The organism is Mitsuaria sp. BK041, from assembly GCF_014193085.1.
GTDB lineage: Bacteria > Pseudomonadota > Gammaproteobacteria > Burkholderiales > Burkholderiaceae_C > Roseateles.
The window spans coordinates 1,680,407-1,699,617 of record NZ_JACHYT010000001.1 but is presented as its reverse complement, the minus strand read 5'-3'; the positions used below and the strand labels follow the sequence as shown (position 1 = coordinate 1,699,617).

Below are 19,211 nucleotides of genomic sequence, written 5' to 3'. Positions count from 1 at the left end.
CGCCCGCTTTCCCGTTCGCATCGGCGATCCACCCTTTCACCAGAAGCAGTACCGACATGGCCACGCTCAAGCTCAACAAGAACAAATCGGCCGACGCCAAATCCGCGGACGGTCCGGACAAGGGCCCCCGCCGCGCGCCGCTGCGCGGCCAGGGCGTCAACAAGCCGCGCCCGACGCTGGCCAAGGCGCAGGCCGAACGCGCCGAACGCGAGGCTGCGTTCCAGCAGCGCCGCGCCGAGGAAGGTCGCCAGGAGCGCCGTGATCCGCGCGGCGACGACCGCCACCGCGACGCGCGCGGTCCGCAAGGCCGCGATGAACGCCGCGGAGGCCCTGGCCGCCCGCAACGCGAAGGCGGCTACGGCGATCGCGCCGACCGCGGCCCGCGCGAGGACCGCGGCGGTTTCGGCGCCCGCCCTGACCGGGGCGGCGACGAACGCCGCGCCCACAGCGACCGTCCCCAGGGCGACCGCGGTCGCTACGGCGACCGTCCGCACGGAGATCGCCCCCGCTACGAAGACCGCTCGCAAGGGGATCGTTCCCGCTACGGCGATCGCCCGCGTGACAACGACCGCCCGCGCCAAGAGGACCGTTCCCGCTTCGAGGGAGACCGTCCGCGCCGCGACGACCGCGGCGAGGGCCGTTACGGTGACCGGCCCGCCCGCCCGCAAGGGGACCGCGGCTACGGTGACCGCAGCGACGGGGATCGTGGTTTTGGGGAGCGCGGCCATGGCGAGCGCGGCTACGGCGACCGTCCTCAGGGCCCACGCGCTTTTGGCGAGCGTTCCCAGGGAGACCGCCCTCAGCGCGACCGTCCCTTCGGGGACCGCCCGGCGGGGGACCGCGGCTACGGCGACCGCCCGCGTCGCGATGAGCGCGGCGGCGACCGGGGCGGCGACCGCTACGGCCGTGGCGCCGAAGGCTCTCGCTACGGCTCAGGCCCCGGCGCGAATCCCGGCTTCCGTCACGGCGAGGACCGGCCGCGCCGCGCGCCCGCTGGCGATCGGGGCGCCGCCCATCCGGGCGACGTCCACGCCCGCGCCGAACGCGAGGAGCGCGCCGAGCGCACCGACCGTCCGCGCCAGCTGGACGCGCCGCGTCAACCCGCGCCGGTGCGCCTGGCCGATCCCGACGCCGGCGAGCGCCTGTCCAAGCGCATGAGCGAGCTTGGCCTGGCCTCGCGCCGCGAAGCCGACGAGTGGATCGAGGCCGGCTGGGTCACCGTCGACGGCGAGCCCGCGACGCTGGGCCAGCGCGTCGGCCCGGACGCGAAGATCGAAGTCGATCCCGCCGCCCGCGAGCAGCAGGCGCAGCGCGTGACCATCCTGCTGCACAAGCCCATCGGTTATGTCTCCGGCCAGGCCGAGGACGGCTACGAGCCGGCGTCGGTGCTGGTCAAGGCCGACACGCACTGGGGCGAGGATCCCGCCAAGATCCACTGGGCACCCGGCCACGGCCGCAACCTCGCGCCCGCCGGCCGGCTGGACATCGACTCCACCGGCCTGCTGGTGCTGACGCAGGACGGCCGCATCGCGCGCCACCTGATCGGCGAGGACTCCGACGTCGAGAAGGAATACCTGGTGCGCGTCGCCCTCGAGCACGGCGACGCCGGGCAGCATCCGCAGCACCAGCTCGATCCGAAGGCGATCGCGCTGCTGAACCATGGCCTCGAGCTGGACGGCGTCCAGCTCAAGCCGGCCAAGGTCAGCTGGGCCAACGAGGACCAGCTGCGCTTCGTCCTGCGCGAGGGCCGCAAGCGCCAGATCCGCCGCATGTGCGAACTGGTCGGCCTGAAGGTGCTGGCGCTCAAGCGCGTGCGCATCGGCCGCATCCCGCTGGGCCAGCTTCCGCCGGGCCAGTGGCGCTACCTCGCGCCCTGGGAGCGCTTTTGATCGAAGCGCCGGCCGCGATGGCCGCAACGGCCGCCGCGGTCGCGCCCTGCCCGCCGCCGGCATTGCGGCCGCTGTGCCTCGCCGGGCCGACGGGCTGCGGCAAGACGGCGGCCGCGCTCGCGATCGCGGGCAGCCAGCCGGTGGAGATCATCAGCGTCGACTCCGCGCTGGTGTACCGCGGCATGGACATCGGCACCGCCAAGCCGACGCCGGAAGAACTCGCCGCGGTGCCGCATCACCTGATCGACATCCTCGAGCCGACCGCGAGCTACTCGGCGGCGCAGTTCGTCCGCGACGCGCTGCGCCTGGTGCCCGAGATCCAGGCCCGCGGCGCGCGGCCGCTGCTGGTCGGCGGCACGATGCTTTATTTCAAGGCGCTGTTCGACGGCCTGTCCGAGCTGCCGCAGGCTGACCCGGCGCTGCGCGCGCAACTCGATGCCGAGGCCGCCCGCGAGGGCTGGCCTGCGATGCATGCACGGCTGGCGGCGCTGGATCCGGACACCGCCGCCCGCCTGGCGCCGCTGGACGCGCAGCGCATCCAGCGCGCGCTCGAGGTCTGCCTGCTCAGCGGTGAGCCGATGTCGGCGCTCTACCGGCGCCAGCGCGCGCAGGGCGTCGACTGGCCGCTGATCTCCCTGGAGCCCTCGGATGCGGCACGCGCCTGGCTGCATCAGCGCCTCGCGCAGCGCTTCGAGCTGATGATCGAACAGGGTTTCGTCGACGAGGTGCGGCGCCTGCGCGCCCGCGGCGACCTGCACCTGGGGCTGCCGTCGATGCGCTGCGTCGGTTATCGGCAGGCCTGGGAACTGCTCGACGCCAACGAGGCCGCGCCCGACCTCGCGGCCCTGCGCGAACTGGGCACCGCCGCGACGCGGCAACTCGCCAAGCGCCAGATCACCTGGCTGCGCAGCATGTCGGCGCGGCGCGTGGTGGCGGCGGAAGCGCCCGACGCGCTCGAGCAGCTGATGGCGCTCGCCGACGACACCGCCACTGCCGGCGCAGACTGAGCTCGACGATGGACGTCCCCCTCCTCACCGCCACCGGCCTGACCAAGCGCTACGGCGCGCAAACCCTGTTCGAGCACCTCTCGCTGACGCTGCATCGCGGCGAGATGCTGGCCCTGCTCGGCGAATCCGGCAGCGGCAAGTCCACGCTGCTGAACGGGCTGGCGGCGCTCGAACCGCTGGATCGCGGCCAGGTGGTGCTGCAGGGCCGCGACCTGCTGGCGCTGGACGAATCCGGCCAGGCCCGACTGCGCCGCGAGCAACTCGGCTTCGTGTTCCAGGCCTTCCATGTGCTGCCCCACCTGAACGTGCGGGACAACGTCGCGCTGCCGCTGCTGCTGCAGGGCAAGCCCGACGCGCGCCGCGTCGAGGAGATGCTGGACGCGGTGGGCCTGGGCGCGCAGGCCCGCCACCTGCCGCGCCAGCTGTCCGGCGGCCAGTTGCAGCGCGTGGCCATCGCCCGCGCGCTGGTGCACCGCCCGGTGCTGGTGCTGGCCGACGAGCCCACCGGCAACCTCGATCCCGCCCATGCCGACCAGGTCATGCGGCTGCTGCGCCAGCAGTTGCGCGACCAGGGCGCGGCCTGCTTGCTGGTGACGCACTCGGCCCATGCCGCCGAGCTCGCGGACCGGCGCCTGCGGCTGGAGGACGGCCGCCTCGTCGAGGCCTGAAGGCGCGACGCCGCGCCCGCCGATTGCCCGTCCCCACCGCATGAGCGCCCCGACCGTCTCCCCGCCGCGCGACACCGGCCGCCACGCCCCGCTCGCCGGCCTGCGGCGCGCCTGGGGCTGGTGGTGGCAGCTGTCCTGGCCCGCGCTGCGCCTGCAGTGGGGCCGGCAGCTCGCCGCGCTGCTGACGATCGCGCTGGGCCTGGCGCTCGCGGGCGCGGTCCACTGGATCAATGCCTCGGCCCTGGCGCAGTTCGAATCGGCCGCGCGGCAGAGCAGCGCGCAGGCCGATGTCGAGCTCGGCGCCACCGCCGGCGCCGCGCCGCTGTCCGACCGCTTCTTCGCCGAGCTCGCCGCGCGCGAGGACATCGCCGCGATCGCGCCCCGGCTGGACGCGAGCATCCGGCTGCAGGGACGCGACGGCCAATGGCAGCGGGTGCGGCTCATCGGCCTGGACCTGTTCCAGATCGGCGCCTTCCATCCGCAGTGGCTGCCGCGACTGGACGGCGCGGACCTCGGCCGCGCGCTGCGCGAGCCTGCGCTGCTGGTCAGCGACGCCGCCTGGACGCGGCTCGGCCTGGAGCCCCCCGCCGCGCTGCGCGTGGACCTGCCCGGCGAGCCCGCGCCGCTGCCGGTCGTCGGCCGGGTGCCGGATCGCCAGCAGGCGCTGGTGATCATGGACATCGCCTGGGCCCAGCAGCTGCTGCATCGCCCGGGCCAGCTCGACGCCATCCTGCTGCGCATGGCCACCGGCCACGCGGTGCCCGCGGCCTGGCCGCCCGGCGTGTCGGCGCACGCGCCCGAGGACCAGGCCCGCCAGCAGGCCGACGACGCCCGCCGCCTGACGCGCGCCTACCGGCTCAACCTGGGCGTGCTGTCGCTGATGGCGCTGTTCGTCGGCGCCTTCATGGTCTTCGCGGTGCACAGCCTGTCGGTGGCGCAGCGCTTGCCGCAACTGGCGTTGCTCGGCGTGCTGGGCATGAGCGCAAGGCAGCGCCTGGCGCTGCTGGTGTCCGAGGCGCTGGCGCTGGGCCTGGCCGGCGCGGTGCTGGGCCTGGGCCTGGCGATCGGGCTGGCGGAACTCGGGCTGCGGGCGCTCGGCGGTGACCTGGGCAGCGGCTTGACCGGGCTCAGCGGCGGCCGGCCCGCGCTGCGGCTCTCGACGGCGTCGATCGTGGGCCTGCTCGCGCTCGGCCCGCTGGTCAGCCTGGGCGCGGCGGCGCTGCCACTGGCGCGGCTGCGCCGGCTGCCCGTCGCCCAGGTGCTCAAGGGCCTGGGCAGCGGCGGCGACACGGGCCGCTGGTGGTGGATCGGTCCGGCGCTGCTGCTGGCCGCGCTGCCACTGGCGGCGATGCGGCCGGTGCTCGGGCTGCCGCTGGGCGCCTACGCCGCGATGGTGGCGCTGCTGCTGGGTGCGCTGGGCAGCGTGCCCTTCGTGCTGCGCGCGATCACCGGCCTGCTGCGCGGCTGGGCGGCGCGACGCGCGCTGCCGCTGCTGGCGGTGGAGCGCGCCCGCGACCAGGCCGGCGAGGCGGGCCGGCTGATCGCCGGCGTGCTGGTCGCGCTGGCGCTCGCGGTGGCGATGCTGGTGATGGTCGCGAGCTTCCGCCAGTCCCTGGACCAATGGCTGAGCGACATGCTGCCGGCCGATCTCTACCTGCGCCAGACTGCTCGCGACAGCGCCCAGCAGGGCCAGCCGATGCCGCCGGGGCTGGCCGCCTCGGCCGCCCGGCTGCCCGGCATCGACCGCGTGGCGGCGCAGCGCACCCGCGACATCGGCTTCACCGTGCGCGGCATGACGGGCAGCACGACGCTGCTGGCACGGCCGCTGGACCACCGCCTGCCGCTGCAGGGCGAGGCGGTCGCGCTGCCGGACGGCGTGCAGCCGGTCTACATCAACGAGGCGATGCGCGACGAGCTGCGCCTGGCGCCCGGCGACCGCTTCACGCTGCGGCTGGAGGGCCGCCAGTTGCCGGTCGCGGTGAAGGCGATCTGGCGCGACTACAGCCGCCAGACCGGCGCGGTGCTGATGGAGCGGCGCGACTGGGAACGGCTCAGCGGCGACGCGGCGATCACCGAGCTGGCGCTGTGGCTGCGGCCCGGCGCCGATCCGGTGGCGGCGCAGCAGGCGCTGCGCGAGGCCTCGGGGGCGCCGGACTCGCTGGAGATCGCCTCCGCGGGCGAGCTCCGCCGCTTCTCGCTGGCGATCTTCGACCGCAGCTTCGCCATCACCTACTGGCTGCAGGCGGTGGGCCTGGGGCTGGGGTTGTTCGGCGTCGCGGCCAGCCTGTCGGCGCAGTTGCTGGCGCGCCGGCGGGAATTCGGCCTGCTGCTGCACCTGGGATTGACGCGCGCGATGCTGCGCCGACTGGTGCTGGCCGAGAGCCTGCTGCAGGCGGTGGCCGGCGCGCTGATGGGACTGGTCGTCGGCCTGGCGATCAGCGCGGTGCTGGTGTTCCGGCTCAATCCGCAGAGCTTTCACTGGAGCATGGACTGGTCGGTGCCGGCGGGCCGGGTCGCGGCGCTGCTCGCGGCCAGCCTGGTCGCCACCGGCGTGACCGCCGCCTGGGCCAGCGCCCGCGCGCTGCGCGCCGGTCGGGGCGAGGCGCTGCGCGCGGTGCGGGAGGACTGGTGATGATCGGACGACGACCGCTGCTGGGCGCGCTCGGCGGCCTCGGCGCGATAGGGCCGGCCCGCGCGCAGGCCGCGTTGGCCGATGACACGCTGTCCGACGCGCCGCTGCGGTTTCCCCGCGACCATGGCGCGCACCCCGAGGCCCGCATCGAGTGGTGGTACGTCACCGGCGTGCTGCGGGTCAACGGGCGCGCCGGCGAGACGACGCGGCCGGACTTCGGCTTCCAGCTCACCTTCTTCCGCGTCCGCCATGCGCTCCAGCGTCCGCTGTCGTCGGCCTTCGCGCCGGACCAGGTGATGCTGGGCCACGCGGCGATCTCGGACCTCGGCCGCCAGCGGCTGCTGCACGACCAGCAGGTGCTGCGCCACGGCTTCGCCAACGCGCGCGCCGACACCGACGACACCCGCGTGCGCCTGGGCGGCTGGCAGCTCCGGCGCAGCGACGGCCCCGATGGACGCAGCCGTTATGCGCTGTCGATGCCCGGCGAGCGCGCGGGCTTCGCGCTCGCGCTGACGCTGGACGCGCCGCAGGCGCCGCTGCTGCAGGGCCGAGCGGGCTGGTCGCGCAAGGGCCCGGGCGCGCAGCAGGCCAGCCGCTACGTCAGCGAGCCGCAGCTGGCCGGCAGCGGCCGGCTCGCGCTGCGCGACGGCGGCACGCGCACGGTGCGCGCCAGCGCCTGGCTGGACCACGAGTGGAGCAACCAGTACCTCGGTCGTGGCGCCGACGCCGCGCCGGACCGGGCGGTCGGCTGGGACTGGCTCGGCCTGAACCTGGACGACGGCTCGTCGCTGACGCTGTTCCAGATGCGCGCGCACGACGGCGCGGTGATCCGGACCGGCGGCAGCTGGCGCGGCGCGCAAGGCGGCGCGCCGGTCGACTTCGACCAGCAACTGCGCTTCGAGCCGCTGGCCTTCTGGAAGAGCCCGGTGAGCCGGGCCACCTACCCGGTGCGCTGGCGCATCCATACGCCGCGCGGCGTGCTGCTCGTCGAGGCGGCCTACGCGGCCCAGGAGATCGACACCCGGCTCAGCACCGGCTTCCCGTACTGGGAGGGCGTGGCGCGCGTGAGCGACGAGGCCGGCCGCGGGCTGGGCTGGGGTTACCTGGAGATGACCGGCTACGCCGGTCGGGTGCCGCTGTAGCGCCACCGACCACGGACGGACCGCGGGCCGATGGCCGCGGGATGGCGGACGACGGACGACGGCGTCAGGCCGGGCGCGTTCCGCTGTAGCGGTTGCGGCCGGAGGGCATCGCCGCGTAAGCGCGCACGCAGTTGCAGCCGGCGCCGCGCGCCATCGCCAGCGCCTGGCGCGCCTGCTGCAGCAGCTGGTCGGCGCCCTGCTGCGGCTCGCGCCGCCAGTCCTGCCAATGGGCCAGGCCCAGGCTCGCGCTCAGAGGGAGCGACTGGCCCTGCCAGCGATAGTCCAGCGTCGCGACGCGGGCCCGCAGCCGGTCGGCCGCGTCCAGCGCGCCCAGCGGATCGGTGCACGGCAGGTAGGCGGCCCAGACGCCGCGCGGCAGCGGCAGCAGCCAGTCGCCGCCGCGCAATTGCTGCCGCATCAGCTGGTCCAGGCGCTCGTCCAGCGCCTGCAGGCATTCCTCGCCGTGCTGCTGCTGCAGGCGGGTCCAGGGATCAAGTTCCAGCAGCATCAGCACGCCGTCGTGGCGATGGCGCTGCGCCCGGGCGGCCTCGCGTTTGAGGCCGTCCATCAACTGCGCCTCGTCCGCCGCGGCCACCCGCGCGGGCGGGTCGCGGCGCGCCACCCAGCGCCGCCTCAGGAATGCCCACCAGGCCCCGGGGCCCCTGTCCGAGTCTTGAGCCATGCTGCCCGCCTTCGCCGGAGATGAGGATTGATTGCAGCACAGGAGCAAGCCGCGCGCCGCCCCCTTGAGCGAGGGAGGATAGGCGCTTGCGCGGCGACGCGTCGCGGCAGATGTAACGAATCCGGACGCGCCGCAGGGACGCCATGCCGCCGCGCGGCGGCTGCTCTAAAGTACCCGGCTGTGTCCACGCCCAGCGGCCCCGCCGCCCCGCCCGTGCACGACGCTCCAGCGCACGACCTCGCGTCCCCGCTCCCCGCCCCAGCGCCCACGCCCGCACCATCCTCCGGGGCCGGCGACCTGCCGATGCCCGCCGTCGTCGGCGCGCTGCTGGTGCTGCTGGCCGGGCTGGCGCTGACGCTCAGCGCGATGCTGTGGAACCGCAACCGCGTCGTGGCCGAGGCCCATCGCCTACTCGACGCCCAGATGGAGCGGCTGGAGCGCGACATCGTCCAGCGCTTCGTCCAGCCGGTGTACGGCCTCAAGGGCGCGCGCGGCGCACTGGCCGCGCTGGGCGGGCGCGTCGACCGGCAATCCTTCCGCGCCTACGTCCAGTCGCGCGACCTGACGCGCGAATTCCCCGGCGTGCGCGGCTTCGGCTTCGTGCCGCGGGTCCAGCGCGCCGACCTGCCCGCCTTCATCGCCGCCGAGCGCGCCAACGGCGCGCCGCAGTTCACCGTGCGCAGCCGGGGCGACGCGCCCGACCTGTTCGTCGTCGCGCACATCGAGCCGCTGTCGCAGAACTACGCGGCCTGGGGCTTCGACCTGGGCTCGGAGGCGATCCGGCGGCGCGCGATCGAGCGCGCCATCGCCACCGGCGAGGCCACGCTGTCGGCGCCGGTGCCGCTGGTGCAGGACCACGCGCACGGCCCCGGCATGCTGCTGCTGGTGCCGGTGTTCCGCGATGGCGCCGATCCGATCGACGCCGCCCAGCGGCGCCAGGCGCTGCTGGGCCTGCTCTACGCGCCGCTGGTGGCGCAGGAGATCCTGCACGGGCTCAAGGAAGGCCTGGCGGCGGCGCCGATGGATTTCCGCCTGCTGGTCGACGACCACACCGCGACCGAGGACCTGCTGCTCGACTCCAGCACCGGCATCCAGCCACTCGATGCCGCGCCGAGCGCGCAGCCCGCCTTCGACCTCCGCGTGGTGGCGGCCGAGCGTCGGGTGGAGATCGCCGGCCGGGCGTTCCGGCTCGAGGCCGCGCTGACGACCGCCTACGAGCGCGCGGTGATCGACGCGGCGGGCTGGGGGCCGGGCCTGATCGGCCTGCTGCTGACCGCGCTGCTGGCGGCCACGACCTACCTGCTCGCGGCCGGCCGCGCTCGGGCGCAGGCGCTGGCCGACGCGATGACCGAGGACCTGCGCCGCCTGACGCTGGACCAGCAGGCGATGCTGGACGCCGACGTCATCGCCATCGCCAAGCTGCGCGGCCGACGCATCGTCTGGAAGAACCGCGCGCTGGAACAGCTCTTCGGCTACGGCGCCGACGAGATGCTCGGCCTGCCGGTGCGCGAGCTCTATGTCGACGAGGACACCTTCGCCGCGCTGGGCCGCAATGCCTATCCGGTGCTGAGCCGCGGCGGCCACTACCGCAGCCAGCTGCAGATGCGGCGCAAGGATGGCAGCCTGGTCTGGATCGACCTCAACGGCGTGGCGCTGCCGGGCGAGCGCGACGTGGACACGACGCTCTGGATGATGGCCGACATCACGCAGAGCAAGGCGCACGAGGCGCGCGTCGAGCGGGCCGCCTTCCATGACGCGCTCACCGGCCTGCCCAACCGGGTGCTGCTGGCCGACCGGCTGCGCCAGGCGATGGCCGTGGCGCAGCGGCAGTCGCAGAAGATGGCGGTGGCCTACCTGGACCTGGACGGCTTCAAGGCCATCAACGACGCCCACGGCCACGACGCCGGCGACGAGGTGCTCCAGGTCGTCGCGCAGCGGCTGTCCAGCGGCATCCGGGGCTCGGACACGGCCGCGCGGCTGGGCGGCGACGAGTTCGTCGTGCTGCTGACCCCGCTGCCCGCGGTGGCCGACAGCCGGCCGGCCTGCGAGCGGCTGCTGCGCGAGATCCTCGCCCCGGTGCGGCTGTCCAGCGGCGTGACGGTGCAGGTCGGCAGCAGCTTCGGCGTGGCGCATTACCCGCTGGACGGCGTCGACCCGGAGGTGCTGATGAGCCGCGCCGACCAGACCATGTTCGAGTCCAAACGCGCCGGCCGCTGCCGCATCCGCTGGCTCAACGGCGCGTTGCCGCCGGAGGAGCTCGACCTCTCGGCGCTGCGGCGCACGGCCGAGGAACTGGCCGCCGAGGCCGCCGGATGACCGGCGTCATGCCCGCTGAACCGCTGAACCGCCGTACAGTCGCCCGATGACCTCACTGACCACCGCCCGGCTCCGCCTGGAGCCCATGACCGATGCGCACCTGCACGGCCTGTTCGAGATGAATCGCGACCTGGACGTGATGCGCTACATCACGGGCAAGCCCGACACGCTCGAGGACACGCAGGCGATGATCGACCGCGTCAAGGCGCGCTGGGCCGAATGGGGCTACAGCTGGTGGACCTTCTTCGAGATCGAGACCGGCGAGATCGTCGGTGCCGGCTGCATCCAGCACCTGGGCCGCGACGCGGCCAATCCGCACGAGATCGGCTGGCGCCTGCGGCGCGACCGCTGGAACCGCGGCTACGGCTCGGAGGCCGCGCGCCGCATGGCCGCCTTCGCCTTCGACGACCTGCGCGCGCCGCAGCTGGTGGCCGTCTGCGACCCGGCCAACGAGGCGTCCTCGCATGTGATGACCAAGCTCGGCATGCGCTATCGCGGCGTCGAGCGCTGGTACGACAACGACGTCGCGGTCTACGGCATGACGGCGGCGGAATGGCGCGCGGCGCAGGCCGCGCGGACCGGGCCGGCCAATTCAGCCGATCAGAGCCCGCCGACGAAGTAGCGCTTCAGGCCCGACAGGATCATCTCGACCGCGATGGCGGTCAGCACCAGGCCCATCAGTTTCTCCAGCGCCGAGACCACCGAGTCGCCCAGCAGCTTGCGGATGCGGTCGGCCAGGATCAGCGCGAGGAAGGAGATGACCATCGCGGTGAACAGCGCGCCGATCCACTCGGCCACCCGGTCCGGCTGGCGCGAGGCCAGCAGCAGCACCGTGGCCATCGCGGACGGGCCGGCCAGCAGCGGCACCGCCAGCGGGAAGATGAAGGGCTCGCGGCCGGTGTCCACGCCGTAGGCCGACTCGCCGGCGTGGCTGAAGATCATCCGGATCGCGATGATGATCAGGATCACGCCGCCGGCCACCTCGAGCGAGCGCTCCGACAGGTGCATCAGGCGCAGGAAGCCCTCGCCCAGGAACATGAAGGCCAGCAGCACCGCGAAGGCGATGCCGACCTCGCGCAGCGCGACCTTCAGCCGGCGCTCGCGCGGCACGGCCCGCATGATGGGGATGAAGATCGGCAGGCTGCCCAGCGGGTCGAGCACCAGCAGCAGCAGGATGAGGGCGGAGAGGAAGCTGTGATCCATGGGGCGCGATTCTCGCCGATGACGGCGTCGCGTTCGCTGCGGGCAGCGCGCTCTCACGCACGCTTCGTTCACGCGAATCCCTAGAATCGCAACAATTCCTCATCACGACCTCGCCGATGAACAAGTTGGACAAGAAGCCGCCTCGATCCGTTCCCGCCCCGGCGATCAGCGCGGGCCGGCTGGCCGCGGCGCCGGCGCGCCCCCGCCCCCTCGGGCCGGTGACGCTGGACGCGATCGACCTGCGCATCCTGGAGGCGCTGCAGCGCGACGGCCGCATGTCCAACGTGGACCTGGCGGCGCAGGTCCACCTGTCGGCGCCGCAGTGCTTCCGCCGCGTGCGCGCGCTGGAGGAACGCGGCGTGCTGCGGGGCTATCGCGCCGACGTGGCGCCGCTGGCGCTCGGGCTGGGCGTCACCGCCTACGTCAGCCTGAACATCACCGCCCAGGCCTTCGCCCGCGTGCGCGAGATCGAGTCGCTGATCCGCGACTTCCCCGAGATCCTGGAGTGCCACACCGTCTCGGGCGACTCCGACTACCTGCTGAAGGTGGTGGCGCGCGACCTGCAGGCGCTGTCCAAGTTCCTCACCGACAAGCTGATGCAGCTGGACGGCGTCGCGGACGTGCGGTCGATGATCTGCCTGGAGGAGATCAAGCCGCCAGCGGGCCTGCCGGTGGACTGAGGCGGCGTCGGCGCGACCGGCGCTCAGCCCCGCGGATGGTGCGCCGCGTGCAGCGCCTTCAGCCGCTCCCGCGCCACGTGCGTGTAGATCTGCGTCGTGGACAGGTCGGCATGGCCCAGCAGCAGCTGCACCGCGCGCAGGTCCGCGCCATGGTTCAACAGGTGCGTGGCGAAGGCATGCCGCAGCGTGTGCGGCGAGATCGGGCTGGTGATGCCCGCCACCACCGCGTATTTCTTGACGATGCGCCAGAAGGTCTCGCGCGTCATGGCCTGGCCGAAACGGGACAGGAAGAGGTCATCGGTGTTACGCGCGCTCAGCAGCTGCGGACGCGCCTCCTGCAGGTAGCGCATCAGCCAGGCGTGCGCCTCCTCGCCGAAGGGCACCAGCCGCTCCTTGTCGCCCTTGCCGGTCACGCGCAGCACCGCCTCGCGCAGGCCGACATGCACGCTCTTGAGCGTCACCAGCTCGGTGACGCGCAGGCCGCTGGCGTACATCAGCTCGAGCATCGCCCGGTCGCGCAGCCCCTGCGCGGTGCCGACGTCGGCCGCGTCCAGCAGCGCCTCGACCTGGGTCTGGTGCAGCGTCTTGGGCACGCGCAGCGGCTGCTTGGCGGCGCTGAGCTTGAGGGTGGGATCGCGCTCCAGCCGGCGTTCCCGCAAGGCCCAGCGGAAGTAGCGCTTGAACACCGACAGCCGCCGGTTCGCGGAGGTCGCCTTGCCGCCCTCGTGTCGCGCGCTTGCGTAGCCGAACAGGTCCTGCTCGCGGGTCTCGTCCAGCGACAGACGCGGCTCGGCCGCCAGCCAGTCGGCCAGCAGCTGCAGGTCGCGGCGATAGGCCAGCTGCGTGTTGCGCGACAGGCCCTCCTCGATCCAGAGGGCCTCGATGAAGGCGTCGATCGCGCGCTGGCTGCGCTCGCGCTCGGCCGAGCGCAGGGCCGGCTCACCGGGCGAGGCTTCGGGGGGGCGTGGTGCGGATGGGGTCGATCGGGACGAGGACATGCCGCGCATGATGCCAGCGCGAGGCCGCCGAAAAAAAGGGGCCCGCGCCACCACGCGCGGGCCCCACGGAGCAACCGCCACAGGCAGCGGTTGGTTGGGAGAACGGTTCAGGTCATCAGCCGATGCGCACCGGCACGAAGATCTTGTCGGCGCCGCGCTGCACCAGCAGCGCGACCGACTTCTCCGCACCCTTGACCGCGCCGCGGACCTGCTCGACCGACTGCACCGGCGTGCCGTTGACGGCCAGCAGCACGTCGCCCGGACGGACGCCGGCACGCGCCGCGGCGCTGCCCTCGCCCACTTCCTGGATCAGCAGGCCGTCACGGGTGCCGAGCTGGCGGCGCTCCTCGGGCTGCAGCGGACGCAGGGCCAGGCCGAGCTTGGCGTGGTCGCCATCGGCGTCGCCGCCGGCCTTGGCCAGCTTCGCGCCCTTCTCGTTCGCGTCGCCGAGCGTGGCGGTGATGGTCTCGCGCTTGCCGTTGCGCCAGACCTCGATGTCCACCTTGTCGCCGGGCAGCGACTGGTCCACCAGCGCCGGCAGGTCGCCGCTGGAGACGATGCGCTGGCCCTTGAAGCCCAGGATCACGTCGCCCGAGCGCAGGCCGGCCTTGGCGGCGGGGCCGTTCTCCTCGACGTTGGCGACCAGCGCCCCTTCGGGGCGGTCCAGCTTGAAGGAATCGGCGAAGCCCTGGTTGACCTCCTGCACCATCACGCCCAGCTTGGCGTGCTGCACCTTGCCGCCCTTCTCGATCTGCTGGCGGACCTTGTTGGCCACCTCGACCGGAATGGCGAAGGACAGGCCCTGGTAGCCGCCCGACGCGCTGTAGATCTGCGAGTTGATGCCGACCACCTCGCCGCGCGCATTGAACAGCGGGCCGCCGGAATTGCCGGGGTTGATCGCGACGTCGGTCTGCAGGAAGGGCACGCGGCTCTCGTCCGGGCCCAGCGAGCGCCCCTTGGCGCTGATCACGCCGGCGCTGACGCTGTTCTCGAAACCGAAGGGCGAGCCGATCGCCAGCACCCATTCGCCGACGCGCAGGTCGCGGGTCGCGCCCAGGCGCACCGTCGGCAGGTTCTTGGCCTCGATCTTGAGCACCGCGACGTCGGTCGACTTGTCGCTGCCCAGCACCTTGGCGCGGAACTCGCGGCGGTCGGTGAGCTTGACCACCACTTCCTGCGCGTCCTGCACGACGTGGGCGTTGGTCAGGATCACGCCGTCGGCGCTGACGATGAAGCCCGAGCCCTGGCCGCGGATCTCGCGGCTGCCGCCCTCGCCGCCGCCATTCGGGCCGCCGGGCATGCCGGGCACGCCGAAGCGGCGGAAGAACTCGTAGAACGGATCATCCGGATCGATCTGCGGCACGCGCGCGGCGCGCGTCTTCACCGTGCCGGACACGCTGATGTTGACCACCGCCGGCCCTTGCGCCGCGGCGATCTGCGCGAAGTCGGGCATGCCCGCCGGCGGCGGCGTGAAGTTCGCCGCCGGCGCGGCCGCGTTGGCCAGCGGCGTCGTCACCGCGGCGACCTGCGCCTCACCGGCCTGCGCCGGCGCGGTCGCCGCCGAGTCCGAAACCGAGACCGGCATCACCTTGGCGTTGCGCATCGCCAGCGCACCGCCCGCGGCACCCAACACGCCAGCCGCGGCCAGCGCCCACACGAGCTTCTTCACCGGAATCATCTTCTCCACTTGTTGAGCCATCTGAACCTCCAGATTCGCTGCCGGCGGTCGGCCCGGAGGCCTTGCGCCGATTCGATGGCTCGAAGTGTGAGGAGCTTCGCTTAGGTCGCTCTTAATCGCCGTGGCCCCGCCGTGAAGCGGCGGTGGCGAGCGCCTTTCAGGCGTGCGGCAGCGCCGGCGGCACCGCGGGCGGCAAGGTTGGCGCCGCGGCCGGCGTGGCGCGCGAGAGCGGCATCGCCAGCTCCACGCGCAGGCCGCCCAGCGCGGTGCTGTGCCCCAGGCGCAGGCTGGCGCCGTGGTCGTCGGCGATGCTGCGCACCAGCGCCAGGCCCAGGCCGCTGCCCGGGGCCTGCTGGGCCTGCGCCTCGGAGCGGTAGAAGCGGTCGAAGACCCGGCCACGCTCGGCGTCGGGAATGCCGGGCCCATCGTCCTCGACCACCAGCAGCGCCATGCCGCCGCTGCGCTCCAGGCTCAGGTCGACGCGGCTGCGTCCGTACTTGATGCCGTTGTCCAGCAGGTTGCGCAGCAGCATGGTCAGCGCCTCGCGGTGACCGTCCACCAGCACCGCATCGCAGCGCTCCATGCCCAGGTCGATGCCACGGGCCTGCGCGAGCGTCGCCGCGTCGATCACGCCGTCGCGGCACAGCGCATCCAGCGCGATCGGCTGCGACGGCGCCTGCGCCCTGGCACTGTCCTGCCGCGCCAGCGCCAGCAGCTGCTCGATCAGATGGGACGCGCGGTCGATGCCCTGCCCGAGCTTCTCCAGCGCCTGCGCGCGGGCGGCGTCGTCCGGCGCGCGCCGCAGCGACTGCAGCTGCAGCTTCAGCGCCGCCAGCGGCGAGCGCAGCTCATGCGCCGCGTCGGCCACGAAGTGCTGCTGCTGCTCGAAGGCCTGCCGCACGCGGTCCAGCAGGCCGTTGAGTTCGGTGACCAGCGGCTGGATCTCAGCGGGGAGGTCCTCGTCGTCGACCGGCGCCAGGTCCTGCGCCGCGCGGCGCGACAGCTGCTGGCGCACCCGCTCCAGCGGCGCCAGCGAATGCGAGACCACCCACCACACGACCAGCGCCAGCATCGGCAGCATCAGCGCCGTCGGCAGCACCGTGCGCCACGCGAGCTGCCCCGCCATGCGCTGGCGCACCGCGATGTCCTGCGCGACCTGCACGACCTGGAACCGGCCCTGCACCGCGAAGACCCGATAGCGCTTGCCGCGCAGCGCGACATTCGAGAAGCCCAGCACCGCGCGCTGCGGCAGCCAGTCCGGGCCGGCCGAGCGGTACAGCGGCGTGCCGTCCAGGCCCCAGACCTGCACGATCAGGTCGATGCTCTGCTCCTCCCCCAGCGGCAGCGGCAGGCCGGTGCCCATGCCCGCGCGCAGCGAGAGCGCCACCTGCTGCATCTGGTAGTCGAAGATCTCGTCGGTCTCCATCAGCGCGTTGCGATAGGCGCTCATGCCCTGGATCAGCGCGCTGGTCAGCATCGCGCCCAGCAGGAACAGCAGCAGCCGGTAGCGCAGCGAGCGGGGCAGCAACGCGAACCGGCCGCGCCGCGGCGCGTCGGGCTCCAGGCCCGCGTTCATTCCTTGGGCACGCGGTAGCCGACGCCGCGGACGTTCTGGATCAGCTCGGCGCCCAGCTTCTTGCGCAGGCCGTGGATGTAGACCTCGACGGCGTTGCTGCTGATCTCGTCCTTCCAGCCGTACAGCTTCTCCTCGAGCTGCTGGCGCGACAGGACCATGCCGGGGCGCGCCAGCAACGGCTCCAGCACCGCCCATTCGCGCTGCGACAGCGTCACCGGATGGCCGTTGGCGGTGACCTCGCGCGTGGCCGGGTTGATGCTCACGCCCATGTGCTCATAGACCGGCTCGGCGCGGCCGGCGGCGCGGCGCAGCAGCGCGCGGATGCGGGCCAGCAGCTCGTCGAGCTCGAAGGGCTTGAGCACGTAGTCGTCCGCCCCGGCATCGAGCCCGGCCACCCGCTGCGCGGTGGCGTCGCGCGCGGTGGCGATGAGCACCGGCACCGTCTGCTTGCGCCCGCGCAGGGCCTGCAGCACGCTCATGCCGTCGCGCTTGGGCAGGCCCAGGTCGAGCAGCACCAGGTCGTAGGTCTGGGATTGCAGCGCGGTGTCGGCGATCTCGCCGTCGCGCACCCAGTCCACGGCATAACCTTCGGCGCGCAGCAGCCCGAGCAGCTGCTCGCCGATCATGAGGTCGTCTTCCACCAGCAGGAGTCGCATGGGCGCGATTGTGCACGTCCGGCTGGACCGGGTCATTTCCATGACTACAATGCGCGCCTGTCAGGAGAGAGCCCCCTCGCGGGGGCCGCCGAAGGCGCAGTGGCACTGGCGATCCCACGCTGCGAACGCTCAGGCAAAAGGACTGACGAAACGCCCGAGACATCGGGCGTCCTCACTGGAGAGAGGCGGGGCGGACCACCGGTCGAGCCCGTCCACCGAAGGGGCAAGCCACCGGTCAACCACCGGCGGCCAATCTCTCAGGTAAAGCGGACAGCGAGGGCATCTCCCCCACCCGGACGTGATCGGTTCACAGTCGGGTGGTCATGACGAATGCCCTCGGAGCGAGACATGTCCGCCGATCAGAACCTGAACACGCCCCTGCACAAAACCCCCCTGCACGCGCTGCACCTGGAACTGGGCGCCAAGATGGTGCCCTTCGCCGGCTACGACATGCCGGTCCAGTACCCCGCCGGCGTGATGGCCGAGCACAAGCACACCCGCGCCAAGGCCGGCCTGTTCGACGTCTCCCACATGGGCCAGGTGCTGCTGGTGGGCGACGACGCCGCCGCCGCGCTCGAGACCCTGGTGCCGGTCGACATCGTCGACCTCGGGATGTTCAAGCAGCGCTACGCGCTCTTCACCGCCGACGATGGCGGCATCCTCGACGACCTGATGGTGGCCCGCCGCACCGACGGCCTGTTCGTGGTCGTCAACGCCGGCTGCCGCGACCAGGACATCGCCCATATGCAGAAGCATCTGTCGGGCCGCTGCGAGGTGCGTCCGCTGCCCGACCAGGCGCTGCTCGCGCTGCAGGGCCCGCAGGCGGTGACCGCGCTGTCGCGCCTGAACCCGGGCGTCGCCCAGCTGGTCTTCATGACCGGCGGTTTCTTCGAGCTGGACGGCATTCCCACCTTCGTCACCCGCTCGGGCTACACCGGCGAGGACGGCTACGAGATCTCCGTCGCCGCCGATCGCAGCGTCGAGCTGGCCCGCAAGCTGCTGGCCCAGCCCGAGGTGATGCCCATCGGCCTGGGCGCGCGCGACTCGCTGCGCCTGGAAGCCGGCCTGTGCCTGTACGGGCACGACATCGACACGACGACCACGCCGGTCGAGGCGTCCCTGACCTGGGCGATCCAGAAGGTGCGCCGCGCCGGCGGCGCGCGTGCCGGCGGTTATCCCGGCGCGGCCGTGATCGACCGCCAGTTCGCCGAAGGCGCGGCGCGCAAGCGCGTGGGCCTGGTGAGCGCCGAACGCATGCCGGTGCGCGAAGGCGCCAAGCTGGTCAACGCCGACGGCCAGGAGATCGGCGTCGTCACCAGCGGCACGCTGGGCCCGACGGTCGGCAAGCCGGTGGCGCTGGCCTATGTGCAGACGCCGTACGCCGCGCTGGGCACCGAGCTCTTCGCCGAAGTCCGCGGCAAGCGCACCCCGATGACGGTCTCTTCCACGCCGTTCACGCCCAACGGATACTTCCGCGGCTGATCCGCGATCCTCCTGGGTCACCTCGTCCCCCGTTCCCTCGAGCCGACGCGAGTCGTCCTCGGGATTCCCGTTCCAACCATCCGATTGCACGGAGCCTCTCCATGAGCATCAAGTACACGCCCGACCACGAGTGGGTCGACACCACCGACGGCATCGCCACCGTGGGCATCACGGTCCACGCGCAGGACGCGCTGGGCGACGTCGTGTTCGTGGACCTGCCGGACGTCGGCAAGTCCTTCGCCGCCAAGGAAGTGGCCGGCGTGGTCGAGTCGGTCAAGGCCGCCGCCGACGTCTACGCCCCGGTCTCGGGCGAGATCGTCGAGGTCAACGAGGCGCTGCGCGCCGACCCGTCGCTGGCCAACACCGACCCGCTGAAGTCGGGCTGGTTCTTCAAGGTCAAGCTGTCCAACCCGGCGGAACTCGACGGGCTGATGGACACCACGGCCTACGACGAGCTGGTGAAGAACTCCTAATCGTCGCCCCCTGCGCGCAAGGCCTCGTCAGGCCTGTCGCCGCCGCTGGCCCTCACCCCTGCCCTCTCCCGCAAGCGGGAGAGGGAGCCCGGCAGGCCTTGCGCCGCAAAGAACTTCATCTCCAGGATC

16 protein-coding genes and 2 riboswitches are annotated in these 19,211 nt (G+C 73.1%); of the genes, 10 read left to right on the top strand and 6 right to left on the bottom strand.

From position 1 onward, the window contains the following. Positions 1-56 precede the first annotated feature (56 nt). From FHT38_RS07395 to FHT38_RS07375, 5 genes are read left to right on the top strand one after another with little or no spacing between them, the layout of a single operon-like run. Complete coding sequence (locus FHT38_RS07395) at positions 57-1,889, top strand: pseudouridine synthase (protein WP_183491008.1); 1,833 nt, start codon at positions 57-59, stop codon at positions 1,887-1,889. A gap of 17 nt (positions 1,890-1,906) precedes the next feature. Further along, positions 1,907-2,896, top strand: a complete 990-nt coding sequence (miaA, locus tag FHT38_RS07390) for a tRNA (adenosine(37)-N6)-dimethylallyltransferase MiaA (protein WP_183491006.1) — start codon at positions 1,907-1,909, stop codon at positions 2,894-2,896. A gap of 8 nt (positions 2,897-2,904) precedes the next feature. Then, positions 2,905-3,564, top strand: a complete 660-nt coding sequence (locus FHT38_RS07385) for an ABC transporter ATP-binding protein (protein ID WP_183491004.1) — start codon at positions 2,905-2,907, stop codon at positions 3,562-3,564. A 40-nt stretch (positions 3,565-3,604) separates the two neighbouring features. Continuing rightward, complete coding sequence (locus FHT38_RS07380; RefSeq protein ID WP_183491002.1) at positions 3,605-6,196, top strand: FtsX-like permease family protein; 2,592 nt, start codon at positions 3,605-3,607, stop codon at positions 6,194-6,196. After that, on the top strand, positions 6,196-7,338 hold the full coding sequence (locus tag FHT38_RS07375) for a lipocalin-like domain-containing protein (RefSeq protein ID WP_183491000.1): 1,143 nt from the start codon (positions 6,196-6,198) through the stop codon (positions 7,336-7,338). The genes FHT38_RS07380 and FHT38_RS07375 overlap by 1 nt, the downstream gene beginning before the upstream one ends. Positions 7,339-7,402: 64 nt before the next feature. On the opposite strand, the gene FHT38_RS07370 is transcribed toward FHT38_RS07375, so the two are convergent. Continuing rightward, positions 7,403-7,960 (bottom strand): GGDEF domain-containing protein, encoded by a 558-nt coding sequence (locus tag FHT38_RS07370; RefSeq protein ID WP_221213985.1) that lies wholly within the window; start codon positions 7,958-7,960, stop codon positions 7,403-7,405. 363 nt (positions 7,961-8,323) lie between these two features. On the opposite strand from FHT38_RS07370, the gene FHT38_RS07365 reads away from it, so the two are divergent. Together FHT38_RS07365 and FHT38_RS07360 are read left to right on the top strand one after the other, a co-directional pair. Continuing rightward, positions 8,324-10,336 (top strand): CHASE domain-containing protein, encoded by a 2,013-nt coding sequence (locus FHT38_RS07365; protein WP_183490996.1) that lies wholly within the window; start codon positions 8,324-8,326, stop codon positions 10,334-10,336. 46 nt (positions 10,337-10,382) lie between these two features. After that, complete coding sequence (locus FHT38_RS07360) at positions 10,383-10,958, top strand: GNAT family N-acetyltransferase (protein ID WP_183490994.1); 576 nt, start codon at positions 10,383-10,385, stop codon at positions 10,956-10,958. Here the strand turns inward: FHT38_RS07360 and FHT38_RS07355 are convergent. Then, positions 10,937-11,539: a MarC family protein gene (locus FHT38_RS07355; protein WP_091724054.1), complete on the bottom strand. Its 603-nt coding sequence runs from the start codon at positions 11,537-11,539 to the stop codon at positions 10,937-10,939. The two genes, FHT38_RS07360 and FHT38_RS07355, sit on opposite strands and share 22 nt — an antisense overlap. Before the next feature lie 116 nt (positions 11,540-11,655). Here FHT38_RS07355 and FHT38_RS07350 point away from each other — a divergent pair, with 116 nt between their 5' ends. Next, complete coding sequence (locus tag FHT38_RS07350; protein ID WP_183490991.1) at positions 11,656-12,219, top strand: Lrp/AsnC family transcriptional regulator; 564 nt, start codon at positions 11,656-11,658, stop codon at positions 12,217-12,219. Positions 12,220-12,242: 23 nt separating this feature from the next. Here the strand turns inward: FHT38_RS07350 and xerD are convergent, their stop codons facing one another. From xerD to FHT38_RS07330, 4 genes are all read right to left on the bottom strand, one after another. Continuing rightward, positions 12,243-13,217 carry a site-specific tyrosine recombinase XerD gene (xerD, locus tag FHT38_RS07345; protein ID WP_183490990.1) on the bottom strand — a complete coding sequence of 325 codons (975 nt, stop codon included), beginning with the start codon at positions 13,215-13,217 and terminating at the stop codon, positions 12,243-12,245. A gap of 115 nt (positions 13,218-13,332) precedes the next feature. After that, positions 13,333-14,916: a DegQ family serine endoprotease gene (locus FHT38_RS07340; RefSeq protein ID WP_183490988.1), complete on the bottom strand. Its 1,584-nt coding sequence runs from the start codon at positions 14,914-14,916 to the stop codon at positions 13,333-13,335. 136 nt (positions 14,917-15,052) lie between these two features. Next, entirely contained in the window at positions 15,053-16,471 is a 1,419-nt protein-coding gene (locus FHT38_RS07335; protein ID WP_183490986.1) for an ATP-binding protein, read from the bottom strand. Further along, positions 16,468-17,127 (bottom strand): response regulator transcription factor, encoded by a 660-nt coding sequence (locus tag FHT38_RS07330; protein ID WP_091724043.1) that lies wholly within the window; start codon positions 17,125-17,127, stop codon positions 16,468-16,470. The genes FHT38_RS07335 and FHT38_RS07330 overlap by 4 nt, the downstream gene beginning before the upstream one ends. A gap of 51 nt (positions 17,128-17,178) precedes the next feature. Further along, a riboswitch (glycine riboswitch) is annotated at positions 17,179-17,282 on the top strand. 10 nt (positions 17,283-17,292) lie between these two features. Then, a riboswitch (glycine riboswitch) is annotated at positions 17,293-17,411 on the top strand. Between the two features lie 64 nt (positions 17,412-17,475). Here FHT38_RS07330 and gcvT point away from each other — a divergent pair. After that, positions 17,476-18,609 carry a glycine cleavage system aminomethyltransferase GcvT gene (gcvT, locus tag FHT38_RS07325; protein WP_183490984.1) on the top strand — a complete coding sequence of 378 codons (1,134 nt, stop codon included), beginning with the start codon at positions 17,476-17,478 and terminating at the stop codon, positions 18,607-18,609. A 101-nt stretch (positions 18,610-18,710) separates the two neighbouring features. Then, positions 18,711-19,082 (top strand): glycine cleavage system protein GcvH, encoded by a 372-nt coding sequence (gcvH, locus tag FHT38_RS07320; RefSeq protein ID WP_091724037.1) that lies wholly within the window; start codon positions 18,711-18,713, stop codon positions 19,080-19,082. Positions 19,083-19,211: the final 129 nt, after the last annotated feature.

Excerpts from the sequence above, each read along its gene's own strand:
- FHT38_RS07365 (WP_183490996.1), top strand. The coding sequence starts at position 8,324 with ATGCCCGCCGTCGTCGGCGCGCTGCTGGTGCTGCTGGCCGGGCTGGCG.
- FHT38_RS07385 (WP_183491004.1), top strand. The coding sequence starts at position 2,905 with ATGGACGTCCCCCTCCTCACCGCCACCGGCCTGACCAAGCGCTACGGC.
- FHT38_RS07350 (WP_183490991.1), top strand. The coding sequence starts at position 11,656 with ATGAACAAGTTGGACAAGAAGCCGCCTCGATCCGTTCCCGCCCCGGCG.
- gcvH (WP_091724037.1), top strand. The coding sequence starts at position 18,711 with ATGAGCATCAAGTACACGCCCGACCACGAGTGGGTCGACACCACCGAC.
- gcvT (WP_183490984.1), top strand. The coding sequence starts at position 17,476 with ATGTCCGCCGATCAGAACCTGAACACGCCCCTGCACAAAACCCCCCTG.
- FHT38_RS07375 (WP_183491000.1), top strand. The coding sequence starts at position 6,196 with ATGATCGGACGACGACCGCTGCTGGGCGCGCTCGGCGGCCTCGGCGCG.
- FHT38_RS07355 (WP_091724054.1), bottom strand. The coding sequence starts at position 11,539 with ATGGATCACAGCTTCCTCTCCGCCCTCATCCTGCTGCTGCTGGTGCTC.
- miaA (WP_183491006.1), top strand. The coding sequence starts at position 1,907 with ATGGCCGCAACGGCCGCCGCGGTCGCGCCCTGCCCGCCGCCGGCATTG.
- xerD (WP_183490990.1), bottom strand. The coding sequence starts at position 13,217 with ATGTCCTCGTCCCGATCGACCCCATCCGCACCACGCCCCCCCGAAGCC.
- FHT38_RS07380 (WP_183491002.1), top strand. The coding sequence starts at position 3,605 with ATGAGCGCCCCGACCGTCTCCCCGCCGCGCGACACCGGCCGCCACGCC.
- FHT38_RS07335 (WP_183490986.1), bottom strand. The coding sequence starts at position 16,471 with ATGAACGCGGGCCTGGAGCCCGACGCGCCGCGGCGCGGCCGGTTCGCG.
- FHT38_RS07330 (WP_091724043.1), bottom strand. The coding sequence starts at position 17,127 with ATGCGACTCCTGCTGGTGGAAGACGACCTCATGATCGGCGAGCAGCTG.
- FHT38_RS07360 (WP_183490994.1), top strand. The coding sequence starts at position 10,383 with ATGACCTCACTGACCACCGCCCGGCTCCGCCTGGAGCCCATGACCGAT.
- FHT38_RS07395 (WP_183491008.1), top strand. The coding sequence starts at position 57 with ATGGCCACGCTCAAGCTCAACAAGAACAAATCGGCCGACGCCAAATCC.
- FHT38_RS07340 (WP_183490988.1), bottom strand. The coding sequence starts at position 14,916 with ATGGCTCAACAAGTGGAGAAGATGATTCCGGTGAAGAAGCTCGTGTGG.